A 22,058-nucleotide genomic window follows, 5' to 3' on the forward strand; every position below is an offset into this window, starting at 1 on the left:
TTCGTGTGTTTATAACTGTTTAACGATTTGTACTCTAATTAATTTTAGTTCAACTTTCAACGAAAGGGGGTTGGTTAACTAGTTCTGCCGTGCATAGAGAATTCGTTGAGCAAGGTATGTTCAATTCTTATTTTTTATATTTAAAACAATTGCTTGTGATGTGTATTTATCCGCCATAACGTTGCCCTGACGTAGGGTTGAATTTATTTTGAATTTTTTTGTACATTTCAACTCAACTCGCTTGCATAGATATAAGCTGTGATAGCTTAGAACTCTACATATAAAAAGGTTAGAGCTCTAATTTTTGGTTAAGGCTTGGTCCTGTGAAATCGGTTAGGTACTGTTATCCTTAGATTTATTTATTGCTTGATTTCACTCAGGGTGATATTTATCGCTGTAGTTTAGGCAACGTATGGAATAAAAAATGGAAGCCGAACAGTTAGAAGTGCTCAATTTCATTAGCCAGTACCCACCTTTTGATGACCTACCTGAAGAGCAGCTTAGAAAAATTGCTCTCAATGCCGAGGTTGCATACTTTCGGCAAGGAACAAAAATTCTTAACTTCGGAGATACGATCCGCGACTTGTATATGGTGAGAAGTGGGGCGGTAGAGATTTATCGACGTAAAGGTGAACTTTACAACAGGATTGATGCTGGTGGACTGTTTGGTCAGATGGGGTTGTTGATGAACAACCGCGTACGTATGCCAGCCAAAGCGATAGAAGACACTCTCGTTTACTGTATTCCGGAAAACATCTTCAATGAACTTTGTGATGAGTTTGAAAACTTTGCGGACTACATGGAACTGGAAGATAGCGCGCGTTTGCGAAGCGCAATATCTAGCCGCTCCGAAAGCAATGACTTTACCACCGCTAAGGCACGTAAAATCTTAGCAAGAGATCCAGTAACTCTGGAGGCAACGGCTTCAATTCAGGAAGCTGCGATACTAATGGCAGAGGAAAATGTCACCTCTCTGCTCATTATTCGCCCGACAGAGGAGCTCACAGAAGAAGATGATGAACAGCTGCTTGGAATATTGACTGATCGCGATCTTTGCATTCGCGTACTAGCTCAAGGTATTGATACCAATATTCCAGTGAGTGAGGTCATGAGTTATGACGTGGTTTCATTGGATTATAACGCCTATGTGTTTGAGGCCATGTTAACCATGTTGCGTTACAACGTGCATCATTTACCAATTTTAAAAGATAAAAAGCCGATAGGAATTATTGGCATGACGGACATCGTTCGTTACGAATCTCAGAACAGCCTATTGCTAGTGAGCTCTATTTTTCAGCAAACCAGTGTCGAGGATCTCAAGCAGGTTTCTGAACAAGTAAAAGACTGTTTCGTAAGAATGGTCAATGAAGATGCCAACGCGCACATGATTGGTCGAGCCATGTCGGTTATAGGCAGTAGTTTCAAACAACGCCTCGCTGAATTAGCTGAGCAAGAGTTCGGCCCAGCGCCCATTCCTTATTGTTTAGTCGCAATGGGTTCAATGGCGAGGGATGAGCAGCTAATTGTAACGGATCAAGATAACGCCCTTATTCTCGATAACAGTTATGACGTTGAGATTCACGGAGAGTACTTTGAAAAGTTTGCTAAATTTGTTTGTGATGGTTTAGCGGCATGCGGCTATGCTTATTGTACTGGAGACATTATGGCTACCAACCCAGAATGGCGAAAAACTCGTGCAGAATGGGAAGAATGCTTTGGAAACTGGATAGACAATCCAACCCCTGAGAGATTGTTAAATAGTAATATCTTTTTTGATCTCCTCGGTGTGCATGGGCGAGTGAAATGGGCGGAGCAATTAAGCAGCTTTATTGTGAGACGAGCGAAAAGAAATAACCGCTTTCTTGCTTGTATGGCGTATAACGCAATACGTAGGACGCCTCCACTGGGCTTTTTCAAAGACTTTGTGATGGAGAAAGATGGTCGTCATCGCAACTCGATTAACTTGAAGCGAAGGGGGACGGCTCCGTTGGCCGATTTAATACGGGTGCATTCTCTGGCAATCGGTTCGCGATCGCAAAACTCTTTCGACCGTTTAGATGACATTAATGATGCTGGCATTTTACCGAAAGGTCGAGGTTTGGATTTAAGGGATGCGATGGAGCTAATCTACATGGTTCGAATTCGTCACCAAGCCCTTGATATAGAAAATGGAGAAGAGCCAGACAACAATATTGAGCCGGAGAACATGTCTGAATTTGAACGTCGAAACTTAAAAGCAGCATTTCAAATTCTAAGTAACGCTCAGAACTTCATTAAGTTTCGATACCAGAGAAGTAGCAAATAATGTGGTTCTCAAAAAAAGTAGAAAAAGAACAGCCGTTGTTGGATACATCCCAGACGCCAGAGTGGTCAATGTCGTTCAAACAACTCGCTAAAGAAGCGAAAGACGAGAGGCTCAAACGCTACTATTCGACACCGATGGTTAATGGGAAAACACCAATTGAACAAGTGCCATTTGTCTCGGTAGACTTTGAGACAACAGGATTGAACTCGGAAGAGGATGTCATTCTCACGATCGGACTTGTGCCGTTCACTATTGATCGTGTTCAATGTAATGGTTCTGCTCATTGGGTCGTTAACCCAAACAGAGAGTTAAACCACGAGTCTGTCATTATTCACGGTATCACTGACTCTGAGGTTAAAAACGCGCCGCAGCTGTCTCAGATCTTGGGTGAAATATTGGATGCGTTGTCAGGCAAAGTGGTACTTGTTCACTACAAGAACATTGAAAGGCAGTTCTTTAATAACGCCTTGCTAAATAGCATCGGAGAGGGGATACAGTTTCCTGTTGTTGATACGTTAGATATTGAGTATGCGATACAACGCCGTGAATGCAGAGGTTTTATCAATAAGTTGAAAGGCAAGAAACCCGGTTCTGTACGATTAGGGCACGCTCGTGAAAGATATGGCCTCCCTGCTTATCAACCTCACCATGCCCTGACGGATGCGTTAGCAACTGCGGAGCTGTTTCAAGCACAACTGCAGTATCACTTTAATCGAAACATGCCAATATCTTCGGTTTGGCAATAGGCGTTATTTATGGTGAAAACAATAAAATGCAATGAGAGATAGGGGGCTTTAAGATTATGATGGCGGATTGAGTAACCGCTTATAAGAACAATGTTTTATGAACATGTGCTTGGTAGTGATGAAGACGTTTCATTACTCGAACTCCGACGAAAGTAATTTAAACTTGGTCACGTATTTTTAAGGAGATTATCCGTGAGCACCGATAATAACGGTGGCATTCAACGCCCCGATGGAAAAGTAAACGCAATAGATACTGACTATCAAATTGGTCAGGATAACGTTGCGCTAAAGGTAGGCCCATTTGGCCTTGATATTCACAACCGTGTTTTTGCAATTTCTGGCTTAGCAATCGTCATGTTTGTTGTGATAACACTATTATTCCGAGAACAGGTAGAGCCGTTTTTTGCAGACCTACGAGCGGGTTTGTTACACAATTTAGACTGGTTTTTTCTCGCTTCAGGTAATATTTTTGTCATTGTCTGTGTCGGATTGATCTTCACACCATTGGGCCGTGTGCGAATCGGTGGTACTGAAGCAACACCGGATTACTCCTATGCCGGATGGTTGGCAATGCTATTTGCTGCAGGTATGGGCATTGGTCTCGTATTCTTCGGTGTATCAGAACCGATGTCCCATTTTAGTTCTGCGATTGGTGGCGTGAGCGTTGAGAATGGTGTACGTACTGACTGGGCACCGCTAGGTGGTGCAGAGGGTGATGCAACTGCAGCTTCGGCATTAGGGATGGCTGCGACGATTTACCACTGGGCACTTCATCCGTGGTCAATATACGCGCTCTTGGCTCTTGGACTGGCTATCTTTTCATTTAACAAAGGTTTGCCACTCACTATGCGCTCAATTTTTTACCCTTTGTTTGGTGAGCGTGTATGGGGTTGGACTGGTCATATTATCGATATTCTTGCAGTGGTAGCGACGGTTTTTGGTTTAGCAACATCGCTAGGCTACGGTGCATCTCAAGCCGCAACGGGTTTGAACTTCCTGTTTGATGTCCCAATGACCAATACCACGCAGGTCATATTGATTATTGGTATTACTGCGCTCGCTTTAATCTCTGTTGTGGCTGGACTCGATAAGGGCGTGAAAATCTTATCTGAAATCAATATGGGTCTTGCAGCACTGCTATTGCTATTTGTTATTGTTGTTGGCCCGACGATTGCGATTTTAACTGGTTTCTTCGAGAACATCGTTTCCTATGTGGCTAATATCCCTGCCTTATCTATGCCATTTGGACGAGAGGATGTGAATTACTCTCAAGGCTGGACGGCGTTTTACTGGGCGTGGTGGATTTCTTGGTCACCATTTGTGGGTATGTTCATCGCACGTGTGTCTCGCGGTCGTTCGGTTCGTGAGTTTATTATTTGCGTTATTCTTATCCCATCTTCAGTTTGTGTGTTATGGATGACGGCTTTTGGCGGTAACGCAATTAGCCAATACGTTAATGATGGCTATGAGGCGGTGTTTAACGCAGAACTCCCTTTAAAACTTTTTGCCATGTTAGATGTTATGCCATTGGCTGAGATAACATCTTTTGTCGGCATTATCTTAGTCGTGGTGTTCTTCATTACCTCTTCTGACTCAGGATCACTGGTTATTGATACTATTGCTGCGGGCGGTAAGGTCGATGCACCAACGCCACAACGCGTGTTCTGGTGTACGTTTGAAGGTTTGGTTGCGATTGCATTGATGTTGGGTGGTGGTCTAGCTGCTGCTCAAGCAATGGCGGTGACGACTGGTTTACCATTTACTATTGTTTTGCTTGTTGCAACGGTATCTTTGATAAAAGGTTTGATGGATGAACCTCGTCCAAAGGCGGTTTCTAAGAAATCAAAATAACTAGTATCAGCAGTTAAATTATTGATAAAAGCGGTATGCGAAAGCATGCCGCTTTTTTTTTGGATTTCTATTTTTTTCTGAGAAATGAACAGCATGGAAAATGGTCTTATTCTGGTTGTTTTTTGTACTGCGCATTTAGGTGACTATTTAATAAATTAGACCTCAAACTATTTTAACTTTTGGTTAATAGGTTTATTTTTGTGATGCAAATCACAAAAATGCCGATAAAAAGGCGGATTATTTGATTTTTAGTCGCGAGGGATGCCCATAATAAAAAGGAAATTTAATTAGACCTCAAAGGATATGTATTTTCACATGATCACATCAGCACCTTGGGTCCTTTATCCAGAGATTGGAGAAGACTCAAGTAAAAAATGGATTTTTCGTGAGCCTAAAATCTCTGATGGTGACGACATTTACAGCTTGATTGCAGACTGTCCTCCATTGGACATGAACTCATCTTATTGCAATTTCCTACAGTCTACGCATTTCAGCAAAACCAGTATTTTGGTTGAGCAAAAAGGCGAAATCGCAGGTTTCATTTCCGGTTATCAGAAACCAGACGAGCAAGACGTTTTATTTGTCTGGCAAGTTGCAGTCTCACCTCGCTTTAGAGGTCATGGTTTAGCATTCCGCATGTTGAAAGAACTTCTCACCCGAGAGGAATTAGGCGGTGTTAAATCGGTAGAAACTACCATCACGGAAGATAATAAAGCCTCTTGGGCACTGTTCAAAAAGTTAGATGCGATGAACGGCAATTCTGGCCAAGTAAGCACATTTTTGGATGAAGAAGCCCACTTTAAAGGCAAACACGATACAGAATATTTGTATCGCATTCCTCTCAAATAATCCTCAAACAATAGGAATTAAAAACGGTCTCATCATGGATATTTTCAAAAAGCAGGAATCCAACGTACGCTCATATTCAAACAATTTCCCGGTCGTTTTTCGTAAAGCGAAAGGCTGCTGGCTAGAAACAGAACAAGGTGAACGATACTTAGACTTCCTTGCTGGAGCGGGATCTCTAAATTACGGCCATAACAATCCAGTACTAAAACAAGCGTTGCTTGAGTACATTGAAATGGACGGTATTACTCACGGTTTGGATATGCACTCAGAAGCGAAAGCATCGTTTCTGGAAGCGTTGGATACTTACATCCTTAAACCAAGAAACTTGGATTACAAGGTTCAGTTTACGGGCCCAACAGGCACTAACGCTGTTGAGGCGGCATTGAAGCTGGCTAAAAAAGTAAAAGGCCGCGACAGCGTCGTTGCGTTTACTAACGGTTTCCATGGTTGTACTGCTGGCGCACTGGCTGCAACGGGTAACCAGCATCACAGACAAGGTAACGGTTCTAGTCTAAGTAACGTCACTCGTATTCCATTTGAAGGTTACGCTGGCGTAGATGGTCTCGCGCTGTTCGAAACCATGCTAAATGATAACTCTGCAGGTATGGATAAACCAGCCGCTGTACTTCTTGAAACTGTGCAGGGTGAAGGTGGTTTAAATGCTGCTTCAAACGAGTGGTTACAACGTTTGAGCAAAATCTGTAAAGCCAATGACATTCTTGTGATTGTCGATGACATTCAAGCAGGTTGTGGACGTACCGGTACTTTCTTTAGTTTCGAGCCGTCTGGTATCCAACCGGATATCGTGACGCTATCGAAGTCGATCGGTGGTTACGGTTTGCCGATGGCTGTCGTATTACTTAAGCCTGAGCTTGACCAGTGGAAGCCAGGCGAGCATAACGGTACGTTCCGTGGCAATAATCACGCCTTTATTACTGCTGCAAAAGCACTAGAAATTTACTGGGCAAACGATGATTTTGAAACACACATCAAGCAGTGTTCAGACAAGGTAAGTGCAGTGATTGACCGTTGTGTTCGTCGCTTTCCTCAAATGTTTGTGCAGAAAAAAGGCCGCGGCATGATGGTTGGTATTGAATGTATCAATGGTGACATGGCATCTGAAATTGCGAAAAACTGTTTCGAGAATGGAATGGTGATAGAGACAGCGGGTCCAGAAGATGAAGTTGTGAAGTTCTTCTGTCCACTAACCATCAGCGAATCAGAGCTAGATCAAGGACTAAGCATCTTTGAAAATGCAGTAGAGACTATCGCTGCGAAACATTTCAAACAAGCATCTTAATAAGGATTTTAATTATGATCGTCAGAACTCTAGATGAATGCCGCAACAGCGAACGACGTGTTGTTTCAGATAACTGGGAAAGTGTCCGCATGTTGTTGAAAGACGACAACATGGGTTTCTCTTTCCACATCACAACAATTTATGAAGATACAGAAACTCATATTCACTATCAAAACCACCTTGAATCGGTGTTTTGTATGAGTGGTGAAGGTGAGATTGAAGTTGTAGGTGGAGAAACGTACCCCATCAAACCAGGTACATTATACATCCTTGATAAACACGATGAGCACTACTTGAGAGCTTATAAGAATAAAGAAATGGTAATGGCGTGTGTGTTTAACCCACCGATTACTGGCGCTGAAGTGCACGATGAAAACGGTGTTTATCCTCTCGTTGACTAAAAGATGATGGTGGGGTGCTTTGCCACCCCACACTTTACTATCTCTTCTTTTTTCTTTTTAAAGTTACCAATCAAAAAAGGCTTATCATGACATTTACCGTAGAAAAAATCGGCGGTACATCAATGACAGCATTTGATGCTGTTCTCGACAATATTATTCTTCGTCCCAAAACACCATACAATCGTATTTTTGTCGTATCTGCATACGGTGGTATGACCGATGCGCTGCTCGAGTGTAAAAAAACCAGTAAACCAGGCGTTTATCAGCTTATCGCGAAACGCGACGACAAATGGGAAGAAGCGTTAGCGTACGTTGAAAGCCGTATGTTGCTGACCAATGAAAATATTTTTGCGGACCCAATGAATCGTATCCGTGCGGATAAATTCATTCGCTCCCGCATTGCTGAAGCGAAAAACTGTATCGCGAATATTTTAGAAACCTGTCAGTACGGTCAATTTTCGTTGCGCCAGTACTTGCCTCAAATTCGAGAGTTTCTCTCGTCTATCGGTGAGGCACATAGTGCTTACAACACAGCACTAAAACTAAAAAATATGGGTATTAACGCTAAGTTCGTTGACCTGTCTGGTTGGGATAATCAAGCGCCAAGAAGCCTTGATGAGTCGATCAGTGACGCGTTTGCTGATATCGATGTATCAAAAGAACTGCCAATCGTGACAGGTTATGCTTACTGTAAAGAGGGCCTAATGCACACTTATGACCGAGGTTATAGTGAGATGACATTTAGCCGAATTGCAGCAATAACAAAAGCGGATTTAGCAGTAATTCACAAAGAGTACCACTTGAGCTCAGCAGACCCACGCGTTGTTGGCCCTGAAAAAGTATTACCAATTGGTAGTACAAACTATGACGTAGCAGACCAACTTGCTAACCTTGGCATGGAAGCGATTCACCCAAATGCCGCTGCGGGTTTACGTGAAAGTGGTATTGAGCTACAGATTAAAAATACATTCGAACCTGAACACGAAGGCACTTTGATCTCTTCAAGCTACCGCCCAGAAGAAGACAAAGTCGAGATCATCGCAGGTAAAGAGAAAGTATTTGCACTGCATTTATTTGACCAAGCAATGGTAGGAAAAGCCGATAACGTTAGTTACGAATTGATGGAAATCATCTCCGATGCTCGTGTAAGTTTGGTTGGTAAAGAGATGAACGCTAACTCTATTACTTACTATCTAGGTGGCAGTACTGATAGCTTAAACAAAGTATTGTATAAAGCCGAGAAACGTTATCCGAATGCCTCGATTAAAGGTCGTATGGTCGCGCTTATCTCAGCCATCGGTTCTCAAATTGATACCAACAAGACGTTGGCGAAAGGTGTGCTTGCATTGATGAATAATGGCGTTACGCCAGTTGCACTGCACTCATCATTGAGAAATGTAAATGTTCAATTTGTTGTCGGTGATAAGGAATACCAGCACGCGATTTGCGCATTGCATGATGAGTTTTTCCAAAGTAGCAGTTTAGCTAAATCGGTTAATGTGGCTTAGTTTATCCACGGTTAAAATACAAAGGAGAGCAGGTTAGCTCTCCTTTTTTGTTTTTCAGTTTGTACTCACAATGCCCACTTTGTATAGGCTAAACAGGCGATTTAAGTAAGTTCCTATGTAGCGATACACATAAGCCAGCAGAATGGTCTGCTGGATTAATGTTACTGATTAACTAACGTTAACTTAGTTTACTTAAACTTGCTGATTTCTTGTTTAACTTTGTCTAGTTGTTGCAGCTTCTCTTGCATTTTTAGAGAGTCGTAGTTTAGTGAAGCAGGGTTCATCGCTGTGCCACGTTGCATTGGGTATTCTGGAAGTGTTTTAAAGAACTCTCCCACAACGTCTTGTACAGGTACAAATAGCCACATGTTGTCAGCCATCCAACGCAAGTACATTTGTGATTCGCTTGGGCCTTTTTCGAATGGGTCAGCGCGTAGGTGGATGATTTTAGGCCAGTTCGGAGCAAAACGAACTGCGTTACTTAGGTTCCCTTCAAGCGTTGCAAAGTGAAGTTTCCAGTCATTCCAGCGGACAGCGTTTAATTCACCATTAGACGTAAAGTAAAGCAGCGACTCACGAGGGCCTTTTTCTTCCTTACCTTCAAAGTATGGCATGAAGTTATAACCATCTAAATGCACACGCCATTCTTTGCCATTTGCTTTGTAGCCTTCTGCCAGTTTTTCTTTTACATCAGGTACGCCAGCAGCTGCCAATAATGTAGGCAACCAGTCTTGGTGTGCCATCATTTCATTGATCTTGGTTCCTGGCTTAATGACGCCTGGCCAACGAACCAGTTGAGGAACACGCATACCGCCTTCCCAAGTTGTACCTTTTTCACCATGGAATGGTGTTGCGCCACCATCTGGCCAAGTCATGGTTTCTGCGCCGTTGTCCGTTGAGTAGATAACGATAGTGTTGTCTGCAACACCTAGCTCATCCAGCTTGTCGAGTAAAACACCTACATGATCATCATGTTCCAGCATACCATCGGCATAAATGCTTACACCTGATTTACCTTGGTATTTTTCCTGCAAGCGAGTCCAAACGTGCATACGAGTGGCGTTATGCCAAATAAAGAAGGGTTTATCCGCCTTAACTGCTTTTTCCATAAATGCCAAAGAGCTCTCTAGGAACTCTTCATCTGCGTGCTCCATACGTTTTCGTGTCATCGGGCCAGTGTCTTCAATCTTACCGTCGGCATAAGACTTAATGACACCACGAGGGCCATAGTTTTTACGAAACTCTGGGTCTTTAGGGTAGTAATAAGTTTCAGGTTCTTCTTCTGCGTTTAGGTGATATAAGTTACCGAAGAATTCGTCAAAGCCGTGTTTTGTCGGTAAGTGCTTATCTTGGTCACCTAAGTGGTTTTTACCAAATTGACCCGTCATGTAACCTTGTTCTTTTAACAGGTCTGCAATGGTTGGCGCCCAATCAGGTATGCCGTGGTCAGAGCCTGGCATACCAATTGTTAACAAACCCGTACGAAATGGCTCTTCACCCGTAATAAAGGCCGCGCGACCAGCAGTACAAGACTGTTGTCCGTAGTGATCTGTGAACAACGCACCTTCATTCGCGATACGGTCGATGTTTGGCGTTTTGTAACTCATCATACCTTGGTTGTATGCGCTGATATTCCAGTAGCCGATATCGTCACCAAAAATTGCCAGAATATTCGGTTTGTCGGCTGCCATAGCAGCACTGGACGCCGCTAACAGTCCTGCGCCTACAGCGATTTTGCTCAATTGATTTGCCATAAAAACTCCAGATTGTTGAGAGTAAAGATAAGCACAAGTGAGCCTTATGCTTAGTTGCTGCATAAGTTAATGATGTATATAGAAAAATCCTCTTATACTCGATATAACCATAAGTTATTGCTAGGTTGTAACCATTTGTTAATTAAGAAGAAATAGGATTGTTCTGTTAGTTTGTAGAGATTCGTAAAGTAGATTTAGATCACTGAAGAGCCTTATTTTTATTGCGTAGTAGAAGAGGGGGATGGAAATGAAAAACAATAGGATGCTCGCTTGTTTTACGGTCCTAAAGCAATACTAAAGTCGTTATGTATTGCTTGTAATTATTTGTATAACCAGTGATTTAGTGTCTATATTGATTTAGGTTGTACATTATAAATATAAGGATATCTATGAGTCAGTGGGCAGGCCGGTTTCGCATTTTATTGCTGGTCAACGTTGTTGTCAGTTTTATGGCTTTTTCTCAAGAGTTATTAACAGAGAAACCAAATATTCCTTCAGGCTTAAATCCAGAATATGCTGGCACACAAGCTTGTATAGATTGCCACCAAAACGAAGTGGAGGCCTGGAAAGGGTCACATCACGATATGGCCATGAAGCATGCAAGTACAACCTCTGTACGTGGTGATTTTGATAACCATGTTGTAACGCACAAAGGAATGCCTAACCGTTTTTTTAAAAAAGGCGACGAATTTTGGGTCAATATTCAAGGTGCTGACGGGCAATGGCATGACTATAAGATCAGCTATACATTTGGCTGGGAGCCATTACAACAGTACATGGTCGAGTTTGAAGATGGCCGCGTGCAGCTTATTCCTTTTGCTTGGGACACAAGAGCTAAAGTTGAAGGGGGACAGCGTTGGTTTCATCTTTATCCAGAAACGACAACAACGGATGAATTCTATTGGACCAATACCGGGCAAAATTGGAACTTCATGTGTGCTGATTGCCATTCAACGAACCTAAAGAAGAATTACGACGCTGACAAAAACACTTACAACAGCTCATGGTCAGAGATTAATGTGGGATGCGAAGCATGCCATGGTCCCGCTAGTCAGCACATAGAACTGGCCAAGAAATACAAAAATGCTGGCACTTCTTTTGAGCATGACAGCCATTATGGCTTTGATCGAAATTTGTCTAAAGCAGTGTCGGATTGGGTGTTTGAGGAAGGCCATAGTACGTTACAGCCGAAATCAATTGAAGCAACCAATCAAGTGCAAACATGCGCTCAATGCCATAGTCGCCGAACCCAGTTAAATGAAACAGGTGATCATGTTAAAGGTTCCTTTTTTGATAAATATCGCTTAAGTCTTATAACACCTGAACTCTACTATCATGATGGACAGATTTACGACGAAGATTATGTTTATGGTTCGTTTCTTCAATCTGAAATGGCGGAGAAGGGGGTCACGTGCACTAATTGCCATGATCCACACACGGCAGAATTAACGATCCCAGAAGAGGCAGTATGTTCGCAATGCCATATTGCATCGGAATATACACCTGAAAAGCATACCTTTCATAAGGTTGGATCTGAAGCATCGCAATGTACGACTTGTCACATGCCAGAAACAACTTACATGCAAGTCGATCCTCGTAGAGACCACAGTTGGCATATTCCACGACCGGATTTGAGCAAACATATTGGAACGCCCAATGTTTGCATGTCATGCCATGAAGATAAAAGCAATCAATGGGCCGATGAACAGATAGCAGAATGGTACCCGAATTCGAAGTATCGTAATCAGCAACATTTTGCTGTCGCATTTTATGCGGATTCAATTGGTCATCAAGGAGCAGCAAATGCGTTAGCATACTCTGCTCAGGATTCGTCTTTAAAAGACATTATTCGCGCCTCAGCCCTGGAGAGGATGGGAGGCAATACAGACCAAAATACAACAGTATCTTTGGCTAGGGCCGTTAAGAATGAGAATGAAATGGTTCGATTAGGGGCAATTTCAGGCTCGTCTGGTTATGAATTTCATGATCGGTGGCGGATTCTAGAGCCATTGCTTGATGACCCGGTGCTTTCAGTGAGAACGGAAGCTGCCTCGGTGCTGGTAGCGAACTACGCACAAATGACCCCTTTACAAAAAGATATCATTAAATCGCCTTTAGAAGAGTACATGGAAATTCAAGAGTTTAATGCCGATCGTGGTTTCGGAAGAACCAATTTGGCGAATGTGTACCGCAGCTTAGGTGAAATCGACAAAGCGGCCGAGCTGTATAAACAAGCGATCAGCATCGAACCCTATTTCGAAAATAGCTACGTTAACCTAGCAGATTTGTATCGTCACCTAGGTAAAGAAGAAGCTGCGCTCACGGTGCTACAACAAGGGATGAAAGCTCAACCTAAATCCAGCACGTTACCATACAGCGCAGGTCTTTCTTTGTTGCGTCAAGGCAAAGCTGATGATGCGAAAAAGCTACTTAGACGCGCCGCAGAAATTGGTGAAACTAATGCTCATTATTGGTACGTGTACGGTCTAGCTCTAGAAAAAAGCGATGTTCTAGAAGCCAGTAAAGCGTTGCAAACAGCATTTGAAGTCGGTGGCAATCCACAGCACTTGTATGCTCAATGCGAGGTTCTAGCGAGAAATCATAAAAAAGGTGCTGTCGCTTTTGCTTTCGATAGGTGCATACAAGAGCTTAGTCACTATGCACCTAAACAAGCTATTGATCAGCTTAAAGCCTCTATTTTCGGGGTCAATAGGAGCTAATTACCAAAAGTGGAGCTTTTATCGCTCCACTTTTTTCTTACTTAGTTTAATCAGCGTCTTTCGCTAATCTCAGCCCCATGTCGGACATGATGACTGACTGGCTAGCAAAATCGCGACGATAGTTTTCGGATTCGTCAGCATCATAGGCAAAGCTACCACCTCGTACAGACTTGTGTGCAAGGCTTTCTTTTTCATCTTTTGCGTTTACCGGATTATCACTTGGTGCTGATTTGTAATAACCTTCATCAAACGCATCAATAACAAACTCACCAACATTACCCGTCATATCGTATAAGCCAAGCTCATTCGGTTTTTTCTGACCTACCTTGTGTGCCTTATTGTTTGAGTTACTGGCATACCAGGCAACGTCGTTAATATCATCAGCTCCCGCGTAAGTGAATCCTTGACTTAGATTCCCCCCTTTCGCTGCAAACTCCCATTCTGCTTCTGTGGGTAAACGATAGTGCTCTCCCGTTTTTTCATTCAATTTCTTTATAAAATAATTGGCTTGTTGCCAGCTAATGTTATTTACGGGCGTATTTGGGTTTCTAAAATAACTCAGAGAAGAGCCTGTAACCGATTCGAATAACTCTTGGGTTACCTCAAATTTTGCCAAATAGAAATCTTCCACGCGAACGGTGCGAGCCGGGCGCTCGGATTTATTTGCTGACGGATTATCCGAGCCCATCGTAAATTGTCCACCTTCAATAAGAACCATATCTTGATCGATTTTTTGGGCAAGAGGGCTAGGTTGTGTTGTTGCACATCCAGTCATAATTAGCGAAATCGAAATAGCGGCACCAAGGTAAAGAGTATTACTTTTGGAATGCTTCATAGGGGAGCTCCATCAACATTTATGATCAAAGAATTTTATCAGGCAAGTCTATGAAAAACAGTTATACACACTATAACAAGCGCCACGAATAATTGAACATTATCATCACACTAGGCGATTAACTTAATGATTAGTCTTAGCGCCGTTGGGCACAGGCTAGCAACTAAGAAGGTGATGAATGCACATAACTCAAGGTCCGCAGTTCAATGGAAAAGCATCCAAGCGATTACATGTCATGGCGAAACCTATCGGTGCAGTGTGCAATATCGATTGCACCTATTGTTACTACCTAAGCAAACAAGATTTACTTGAGTACAAGCCAGGCTGCTCACCAGTCATGGATGAGGAAACGCTCGAGACCTATATCCGTCAATATATAGCGGGACAAAATACACCTGAAATTATTTTCTCTTGGCAGGGTGGTGAGCCGACAATGCTAGGTTTGGATTATTTCAAGACAATTGTTGAGCTACAGAATAAATACCGTCCCGATGGCATTACGATCTCCAATGACCTCCAGACTAATGGCACACTGCTTAACGATGAATGGTGTGAGTTTTTAAAGGCGAACAACTTTCTCGTCGGTTTAAGCATTGATGGCCCAGAAATGATGCACAACGCTTACCGAACAAACCGAGCTGGTAGAGGCACATTCCGGCAAGTTATGAATGCGGTTGAATTATTACATAAGCACGAAGTAAAGTTTGCTACGCTCACTTGTGTTAACAACTTGACCGGCCGTAACCCACTTGAAGTGTACCGATTCTTGCGAGATGAAGTACGCTCCCCTCAAATGCAGTTTATTCCAATAGTTGAGCAGAAAACATTCAGAACAACCGCCCCTCAAACTTGGGAGCCAAACGAGCAACTAAAGCAAGGAGATAAACGGTTGATCCCAGGTCATAAAGATGCCGTTGTTGAGCCTTTTTGCGTTGCGGATGAAGCATGGGGAAATTTTCTGATCGCGATTTTCAATGAATGGGTTTTACACGATATCGGCAACGTGTTTGTGCAGTACTTTGAAGCCAGTATCGAAACCTGGATGGGCAGAAAAAACCCACTGTGTACGTTAGGTGAAATCTGCGGGAAGGGCTTAGCAATGGAGCCTAATGGTGATGTGTTTGCGTGTGATCATTACGTGTACCCAGAATATAAGGTTGGAAACATTCATCACGAAAAGCTCGATACGCTCGCTTATAGCTCTGAGCAGCAGAAATTTGGGTTTGCTAAAAGTCGTACGCTGCCCCAACAGTGCCTTCAATGTGATTATCAATTTGCATGTTTTGGAGAATGTCCCAAAAACCGTTTTATCCGTACTAGGCAAGGTGAGCCTGGTCTTAATTATCTCTGCGCGGGTTGGAAGAAGTTTTTTACCCATGTTGATCAGTCGATGGCGTACATCTTACGAGCGACAGGTAACCCAGTGGTTCACGGTAAATACAGTGACCAGATTCTACACCAGCAAGCTACTCAAACACAGACTGTGTTTGAAACGAAGTTTTAAGATAGTCACTACGCCTGCTACAGGCCCGGAAATGAAAGAATATAGGTTATTGAATGCAAAAAATTAAGCTGCTCTCTAAATCATTACTCGTGATCTCGATCGGCATTGCTGCGAGTCAAACAGCAGTGGCACAAGAAACAACATTGCTAGACCCAGATCAAGTATCGCCGACAACGGTTGTCACTCCACAAGAAGCTCAAATGACACCGGCGCAACGAGTCGAAAAGCTGTCTTATGATGCGCAAAATAAAAAGTTGTCTTCAGAAAAACGTATTGATGCTTTACGTGAGTTAGCCAACTATCCAAGCCAAAATGCATTGGTTGCAGTTGCGCGTGGGTTGCAGGATGAAGATGCAGGTATTCGCGAAGCTGCGATCGTGGGAGCACAGCCATATATGATTGAGCACCGTTGGCGTTTGATTTCACCGTTATTGAGTGATGACGCCGCCATGGTGCGAATTACAGCAGCGATTAACCTCGTTCGAGATTACGCCAATTTGAGTTCGGAGCAACAGCAGTCACTTGAGGGGCCTGTTTCAGAGCTGACAGCACACTTGTCCAGTAAGAACGATAATGTTTCCAAGTTATTACTTGCAGACGTTTACCGTTGGCATCGTGATTGGGATAAAGCGGCGCTGATATACCCAGAGTTAACTAAGCTTGAGCCAAACAACCCTCAAGTTTGGTTAAGCTATGCAGACAACTTCCGAGCGCAACAGCTAGACCAAAAAGCTATCAACGTGCTTGACGAGGGTATCAAGCTAAATTCAGAAGATGCCTCGCTGCATTATTCTAAATCTCTCGCTTTGGTTAGATTAGACAAAAAGAAAGAAGCGGCGTTTGAAATAGACAAAGCTGCGACGATGGCAACGACGAACAGTTACTTTTGGTATTTAAATGGTGTTCTGCAAGAAGAGTTAGACTTGAAGAAGTCTGTCAACGCTTTTGAGCAAGCGTATTTGATATCCGGTGCTCCAGAACAATTGTATGCCGTGTGTGACATCTATGTCAGATACGGCAACCCTAAAACGGATGACTGTTTAACAGAGCTAACGAAGGTCGCTCCCGACTATGTTATTGAAGAGCTCAATCAGAAAAAGGGACGTAAAAGTGCCTCTACATCAGTTGAAGCCAATGAATTTAAACTCTAATCGGTAAATTCCATGTTCCTATTTCAATAAAATAGTGAACCAATTTAGTGACGGCGTCACTCTTTGGTGGCCGTTGGATATGTCAGTTCAATATGCGCCTGTTTCAATTGAACTATACTTTTGATTGGATTCGCACCTAGCACCTCAATATAAGGAATTAAGATGGCTATAAAGTTAAAGGCGATTGTCTTAGCAACAGGTTTAGCTCTGTCTAGTTACGCTGTTGCTGCTGATATGCAAGATCCACTTCCGTCATGGAACAACACTGACGCTAAGCAAGCTATTATGGCGTTTGTTACGAAAACAACGACCCAAGGTTCGGATTCCTATGTGCCTGAAAGCCAACGAATCGCGACGTTTGATAATGATGGAACACTTTGGGCAGAAAAGCCTGTTTATCTACAGTTGTTTTTTGCGATCGATAGAGTAAAAGAAATGGCCTCTGAGCATCCTGATTGGAAGACAACCGAACCCTTTGCTTCCGCATTAAAAGGTGACATGGAGGGGATTGGTAAACAAGGACTCGAAGGTGTAATGAAGCTTGTTATGGCAACCCATTCTGGAATGTCTACTGAACAGTTTCATCAAGAAGTTAAGGAATGGTTGAAAACGGCTGTCCATCCAACAACGGGTAGACCATACACTGAAATGGTCTATCAACCTATGCTCGAACTGCTCGACTATTTAAGAGCGAACGACTATCAGACCTACATCGTTTCTGGAGGCGGTATTGAATTTATGCGCGTTTGGGCGCCGGAAGTATACGGCATTCCAACGCAAAACATCGTGGGGACGACGTTAAAGGCGGAATATCAAAGTGTTGATGGAAAACCTACCATCCTACGCATGCCGGAAATAGACTTCGTCAATGACAAAGCAGTAAAGCCTGTGACGATTCAAAACTTCATTGGCAAACGTCCGGTCATGGCGTTTGGTAATTCTGATGGTGATTTACAGATGTTAGAGTGGACGAAAGCAGGTTCAGGTCCAAGATTTTCTGCGATTATCCATCACACGGATGACAAGCGCGAATGGGCGTATGATAAAGATTCTCATGTTGGTAAGTTAGATGAATCGTTTAAAGTAGGTGAAGAGCAAGGTTGGCTATTTGTCGATATGAAACAAGATTGGAATCAAGTGTTTAAAGAGAGCACTAAATGATAATCTTTGTTTGACCATAACTTGCTGCAACCAAACAATTGCAACGAAATAAAAGGCCTCACAATTGAGGCCTTAGTTAATTCCACAGTAGCTTCGATACCTAGGGTCTAGTTTCTAGGTTGCTGTGTCATTGTTTCTACCACTTTTTCAATACTTAACGAGCTACCTTTCGTGGCAGGGAACTCCTTGAATGTCTCTAGGAACTTACGCACGATAGCTTGAGCAGGAACGAACATCCACATTTGATCAGCGTAAAAATGTCTGACGTAAAGTGCTGCATCTGGACCGACCTCAAATGGATCCATACGAAGGTTTACAATCAAAGGCCAACTAGGTGTTTTGCGGTATGCCTCATTAATGGCACCTTCCATAATACTGAAGTGGATCTTCCAGTCTTTATAACGAACGGCGTTTAAATTACCACCAGCATCGAAGTAAAAGATTTCTTTGCGTGCGCCTTCGTCAGCTTTACCAGTCAGCAGATCAAGTTGGTTGTAGCCATCTAAATGTGCTTTAAAGGTTTTGCCCGCTGCTTTATGACCCTTCAATAGTTTTTCTTTCACATCTGGTTCGCCCACAGCTGCGAGTAGAGTTGGCATCCAGTCTTCTTGTGAAAAGATATCGTTGATAACCGTTCCTGGTTTAATGTTTCCAGGCCAGCGTACCATCATCGGAACGCGGAATCCGCCTTCCCAAGTCGTACCTTTTTCGCCCTTGAACGGTGTAGTACCACCATCTGGCCAGGTAAATTTCTCAGCGCCATTATCAGTACTAAAAACAACAATGGTGTTATCTGCTACGCCTAGCTCTTCAAGTTTATCAAGCATGACACCTACTTGATCATCTAGGTCCATCATGCCATCGGCGTATAAGCCGTAACCTGACTTCCCTTGATATTCTTCACTCAAATGTGTCCAGACGTGCATACGGGTTGAGTTATGCCAAATAAAGAATGGTTTGTCTTCTTTTACTGCTTTTTCCATAAATGCCAAGCTAGCATCCATGAACTCTCGGTCTACGTTTTCCATACGCTTACGAGTAAGGGGACCAGTGTCCTCGATTTTGCCATCCGCAGTCGCCTTCAACACGCCTCGAGGTCCGAATTTTTTACGAAACTCTGGATCTTTTGGATAAAACTCAGACTCAGGCTCTTCTTCCGCGTTTAAATGGTATAGGTTACCAAAGAACTCATCAAACCCATGGTTAGTTGGTAGGTGCTCATCTTGATCACCAAGGTGGTTTTTACCAAACTGACCAGACACATAGCCGTGATTTTTAAGTAACTCTGCGATAGTAGGATCTTTCGATTGAATACCCTCTTTTGCGCCGGGCATACCAATAGTCAATAGACCGGTACGAAACGGATGTTGACCCAGAATAAATGAGGCTCGTCCGGCAGTACAACTCTGTTGTGCGTAAGCGTCTGTGAAAATGGCACCTTCATTGGCGATTTTATCAATGTTAGGAGTCTTCCCTCCCATCATACCATTGTGATACGCACTAATATTGTATACACCTACATCGTCACCCCAGAACACAAGGATGTTGGGCTTATCGGCAGCAAAGGCTGTGGACGCAGCTAATGTACCGACCAATGCCATTACCTTTTTAATCGAGTTTCGCATGAAAATCCTCCGCGATAAATGAATCCATTATCGTTATATAACGTTACTAATTGTGTTCATCATGGCGAAGTCGAGTGAGATGACACCAAATGAGACAATGTAGTCAGTTGAATATAGTAGAGGTTTTTTGTTGCTTCCAAGTAACCCCTGTTTTTAAAAAATGTTAACTAACATGGACTAGACTTTAGTGTGTTTTAAGTGTGATAAGACGCACTTACAGGATTGAATTTCAATGAAAGGCGACACTATGAAAAATAAACTAGCAACTATCCTGTTTCTATGTATCCCGTTAGAAGTGGTTGCGGAAGAGACACCAAATGTCGTGGTAATGTTGGTTGATAACCTTGGGTGGGGGGAACTAAGTTCCTATGGGAGTACCAGAGGTGTTGAAACTAAAAACTTAGATCAACTTGCTAGAGAAGGTGTACGCCTTACTAATTTTAATGTGGAACCGCAATGCACGCCAACTCGCTCCTCATTCATGACGGGGAGGCGAGCGCTTAGATCTGGGACAGATAAGGTTGTTTGGGGAGTGCCTTACGGTATGGTGAACTGGGAGATAACCATTGCAGAGAAGTTTAAGGAACAAGGATATAACACGAGCCTTTACGGGAAATGGCATTTGGGAGACCAAAAAGGGCGCTTTCCAACGGATCAAGGCTTTGATGAATGGTATGGCATTGCAAATACGACGGATGAGTCAGAATATAGCTCTCAACCCGGTTATAAAGCTATATTACCTAAACCTCAAATCCTTTCAGCTAGAGCAGGGCAGGACCCTAAAGGGGTCAAAGAATATAATTTGGACTCACGTAGAACGATTGACAGTGAGCTAGTTGAACATGCCACAGATTTTATAAATCGAAATGTGAAAGAGAATAAGCCATTTTTCTCTGTAATTACTTTTACTCAACCGCATTTACCGACGCTACCTCATCCTGATTTTATTGGTAAAACAGGCAAAGGAAATTACTCAGATGTGTTAGCTGAGATAGATTTTCGAGCTGGGCAAGTTATTGGTGCAATAGAAAAAGCAGGAATTAAAGACAATACACTAGTGATTTGGTTTTCTGACAACGGTCCAGAGTGGCATATGCCATACCAAGGCTCTAGCGGACCATGGCGTGGTGCGTACTTTACGGCTCTTGAAGGTTCTCTCCGAACACCATTTATTGCCTCTTGGCCTAACCACATCAAACCGGGCAGAGTGAGTGATGAAATTATCCATGTTGTGGATCTATTTGCCTCACTTTCTCATGTCGGTGGATACAAATTACCAAGCGATAGAACAATAGATAGTATTGATCAGTGGGCCTTTTTAAAGGGAGATCGTGAAAAGTCTAATCGAGATGGTTTTATCGTTAACAATGGCTCTGAAACCTACGCTTATAAGTGGGAAAATTACAAGATGCACTTTATTGATCAAGATATCATGCCGGAGAAAGGGCGCCCATTACAGATCCCTGAAATATACAATTTGATTGATGACCCTAAAGAGGAGTTTGATTTAAGAAATAATGCCACATGGTTATTTCCTATCATGATAGGAAAGAGAGTAAAGTTTGAATCTTCCGTTGCAACAAGCTGCGATACGATTCCTTTCCCTGCTCCATTTGGATATAAGCCCGATTGTAGCAAGGGGAATTTCAATCAATTTCCAGTGGATGGGTTACGCCAGAAGTAGTTTACCCCAATGGCTCTTTCTCGCATGCATGAGGTATGTTTTTGGTTCAATATCTCATTAGAGCCATTTAGGGCCATGTTTTTTCTAGTTTCATTTGAACAGTCACATTCGTCGACCATACTTAAAGTTCGTTGTTTCATATGGGGCGAATTATGCAGCCAATACTCTACATTCAAGTCGGTAATGTTCTTTGGGCGGTTTTAAGTGACGGTTCTTGGATCCAAATGTTGCCTAACGAACAATTAGTTCCAGAAGTAGAGGTGGTTGTTCTTAATACTGACATTCTCGATATCGCATTTGATGAAGATACAACAAGTGAGGATGAATCGAGTTCAAATGAACTTTTAATTGCATCTCAAAACGGTATTGAATCCACTTTTAATCAGAGCGTTAGAGATTTTAGTGAGTCTTCTGATGGGTTAAGTTTTGTTGCCTATATTCGCGCTGTTTTACCTGAGCAACTCGTTTCTAATGGCTATGTTACTAGGCCAGCAGTGCAAGAAAGAGAGAGCCGTATTTCTGAGAGTCAAGCTCCTGAGCGGTTGAACCCCGATGCTACATTAACGGTGAATATTCTTGATGGCGGTGATGGATACGAAAACCAGTTTGAAGTTCCTAGTGTCACGATTCAAGGTGACGCACTCAAGATAAGCGATGAGTGGCT

The 22,058-nt window shown here is 42.8% G+C and carries 16 protein-coding genes; 13 read left to right on the forward strand and 3 right to left on the reverse strand.

Annotated features, from left to right (window positions below):
• Positions 1-424 precede the first annotated feature (424 nt).
• The 7 genes from R7Q38_RS08105 to R7Q38_RS08135 all read left to right on the forward strand — a co-directional run bounded on the left by R7Q38_RS08105 (position 425) and on the right by R7Q38_RS08135 (position 8,960).
• Complete coding sequence (locus tag R7Q38_RS08105; protein ID WP_005377775.1) at positions 425-2,305, forward strand: DUF294 nucleotidyltransferase-like domain-containing protein; 1,881 nt, start codon at positions 425-427, stop codon at positions 2,303-2,305.
• On the forward strand, positions 2,305-3,051 hold the full coding sequence (locus R7Q38_RS08110; protein ID WP_139832011.1) for a 3'-5' exonuclease: 747 nt from the start codon (positions 2,305-2,307) through the stop codon (positions 3,049-3,051). Before R7Q38_RS08105 ends, R7Q38_RS08110 begins: the two co-directional genes overlap by 1 nt.
• 192 nt (positions 3,052-3,243) lie before the next feature.
• Entirely contained in the window at positions 3,244-4,902 is a 1,659-nt protein-coding gene (locus R7Q38_RS08115; protein WP_005377772.1) for a BCCT family transporter, read from the forward strand.
• 315 nt (positions 4,903-5,217) lie between these two features.
• Positions 5,218-5,751: a diaminobutyrate acetyltransferase gene (gene ectA, locus R7Q38_RS08120; protein WP_005393379.1), complete on the forward strand. Its 534-nt coding sequence runs from the start codon at positions 5,218-5,220 to the stop codon at positions 5,749-5,751.
• A 34-nt stretch (positions 5,752-5,785) separates the two neighbouring features.
• Positions 5,786-7,051: a diaminobutyrate--2-oxoglutarate transaminase gene (gene ectB, locus R7Q38_RS08125; protein WP_025766718.1), complete on the forward strand. Its 1,266-nt coding sequence runs from the start codon at positions 5,786-5,788 to the stop codon at positions 7,049-7,051.
• Between the two features lie 14 nt (positions 7,052-7,065).
• On the forward strand, positions 7,066-7,452 hold the full coding sequence (locus tag R7Q38_RS08130) for an ectoine synthase (RefSeq protein WP_005377769.1): 387 nt from the start codon (positions 7,066-7,068) through the stop codon (positions 7,450-7,452).
• Positions 7,453-7,538: 86 nt separating this feature from the next.
• Positions 7,539-8,960 (forward strand): aspartate kinase, encoded by a 1,422-nt coding sequence (locus R7Q38_RS08135; protein WP_005377768.1) that lies wholly within the window; start codon positions 7,539-7,541, stop codon positions 8,958-8,960.
• Between the two features lie 188 nt (positions 8,961-9,148).
• Here the strand turns inward: R7Q38_RS08135 and R7Q38_RS08140 are convergent, their stop codons facing one another.
• Positions 9,149-10,714 carry an arylsulfatase gene (locus tag R7Q38_RS08140; RefSeq protein WP_102970295.1) on the reverse strand — a complete coding sequence of 522 codons (1,566 nt, stop codon included), beginning with the start codon at positions 10,712-10,714 and terminating at the stop codon, positions 9,149-9,151.
• Positions 10,715-11,103: 389 nt separating this feature from the next.
• Here R7Q38_RS08140 and R7Q38_RS08145 point away from each other — a divergent pair, with 389 nt between their 5' ends.
• Positions 11,104-13,434 carry a tetratricopeptide repeat protein gene (locus R7Q38_RS08145; protein WP_318114180.1) on the forward strand — a complete coding sequence of 777 codons (2,331 nt, stop codon included), beginning with the start codon at positions 11,104-11,106 and terminating at the stop codon, positions 13,432-13,434.
• Positions 13,435-13,480: 46 nt separating this feature from the next.
• Here the strand turns inward: R7Q38_RS08145 and R7Q38_RS08150 are convergent, their stop codons facing one another.
• Entirely contained in the window at positions 13,481-14,209 is a 729-nt protein-coding gene (locus tag R7Q38_RS08150; protein ID WP_372434443.1) for a formylglycine-generating enzyme family protein, read from the reverse strand.
• Between the two features lie 238 nt (positions 14,210-14,447).
• Here R7Q38_RS08150 and R7Q38_RS08155 point away from each other — a divergent pair, with 238 nt between their 5' ends.
• The 3 genes from R7Q38_RS08155 (at position 14,448) to R7Q38_RS08165 (ending at position 18,085) form a co-directional block, all read left to right on the forward strand.
• Entirely contained in the window at positions 14,448-15,773 is a 1,326-nt protein-coding gene (locus R7Q38_RS08155) for an anaerobic sulfatase maturase (protein ID WP_017821945.1), read from the forward strand.
• 53 nt (positions 15,774-15,826) lie between these two features.
• On the forward strand, positions 15,827-16,924 hold the full coding sequence (locus R7Q38_RS08160) for a hypothetical protein (RefSeq protein WP_017821946.1): 1,098 nt from the start codon (positions 15,827-15,829) through the stop codon (positions 16,922-16,924).
• A gap of 162 nt (positions 16,925-17,086) precedes the next feature.
• Complete coding sequence (locus tag R7Q38_RS08165; RefSeq protein WP_017821947.1) at positions 17,087-18,085, forward strand: HAD family hydrolase; 999 nt, start codon at positions 17,087-17,089, stop codon at positions 18,083-18,085.
• Between the two features lie 107 nt (positions 18,086-18,192).
• Here the strand turns inward: R7Q38_RS08165 and R7Q38_RS08170 are convergent, their stop codons facing one another.
• Positions 18,193-19,710 (reverse strand): arylsulfatase, encoded by a 1,518-nt coding sequence (locus R7Q38_RS08170; RefSeq protein ID WP_005377761.1) that lies wholly within the window; start codon positions 19,708-19,710, stop codon positions 18,193-18,195.
• Positions 19,711-19,957: 247 nt separating this feature from the next.
• On the opposite strand from R7Q38_RS08170, the gene R7Q38_RS08175 reads away from it, so the two are divergent.
• On the forward strand, positions 19,958-21,394 hold the full coding sequence (locus tag R7Q38_RS08175) for an arylsulfatase (protein ID WP_318114181.1): 1,437 nt from the start codon (positions 19,958-19,960) through the stop codon (positions 21,392-21,394).
• Between the two features lie 152 nt (positions 21,395-21,546).
• Positions 21,547-22,058: hypothetical protein (locus R7Q38_RS08180; protein ID WP_318114182.1), on the forward strand; the 512-nt coding region annotated here is incomplete at its 3' end.

Source organism: Vibrio sp. Vb0598, from assembly GCF_033338935.1.
Taxonomy (GTDB): domain Bacteria; phylum Pseudomonadota; class Gammaproteobacteria; order Enterobacterales; family Vibrionaceae; genus Vibrio; species Vibrio alginolyticus.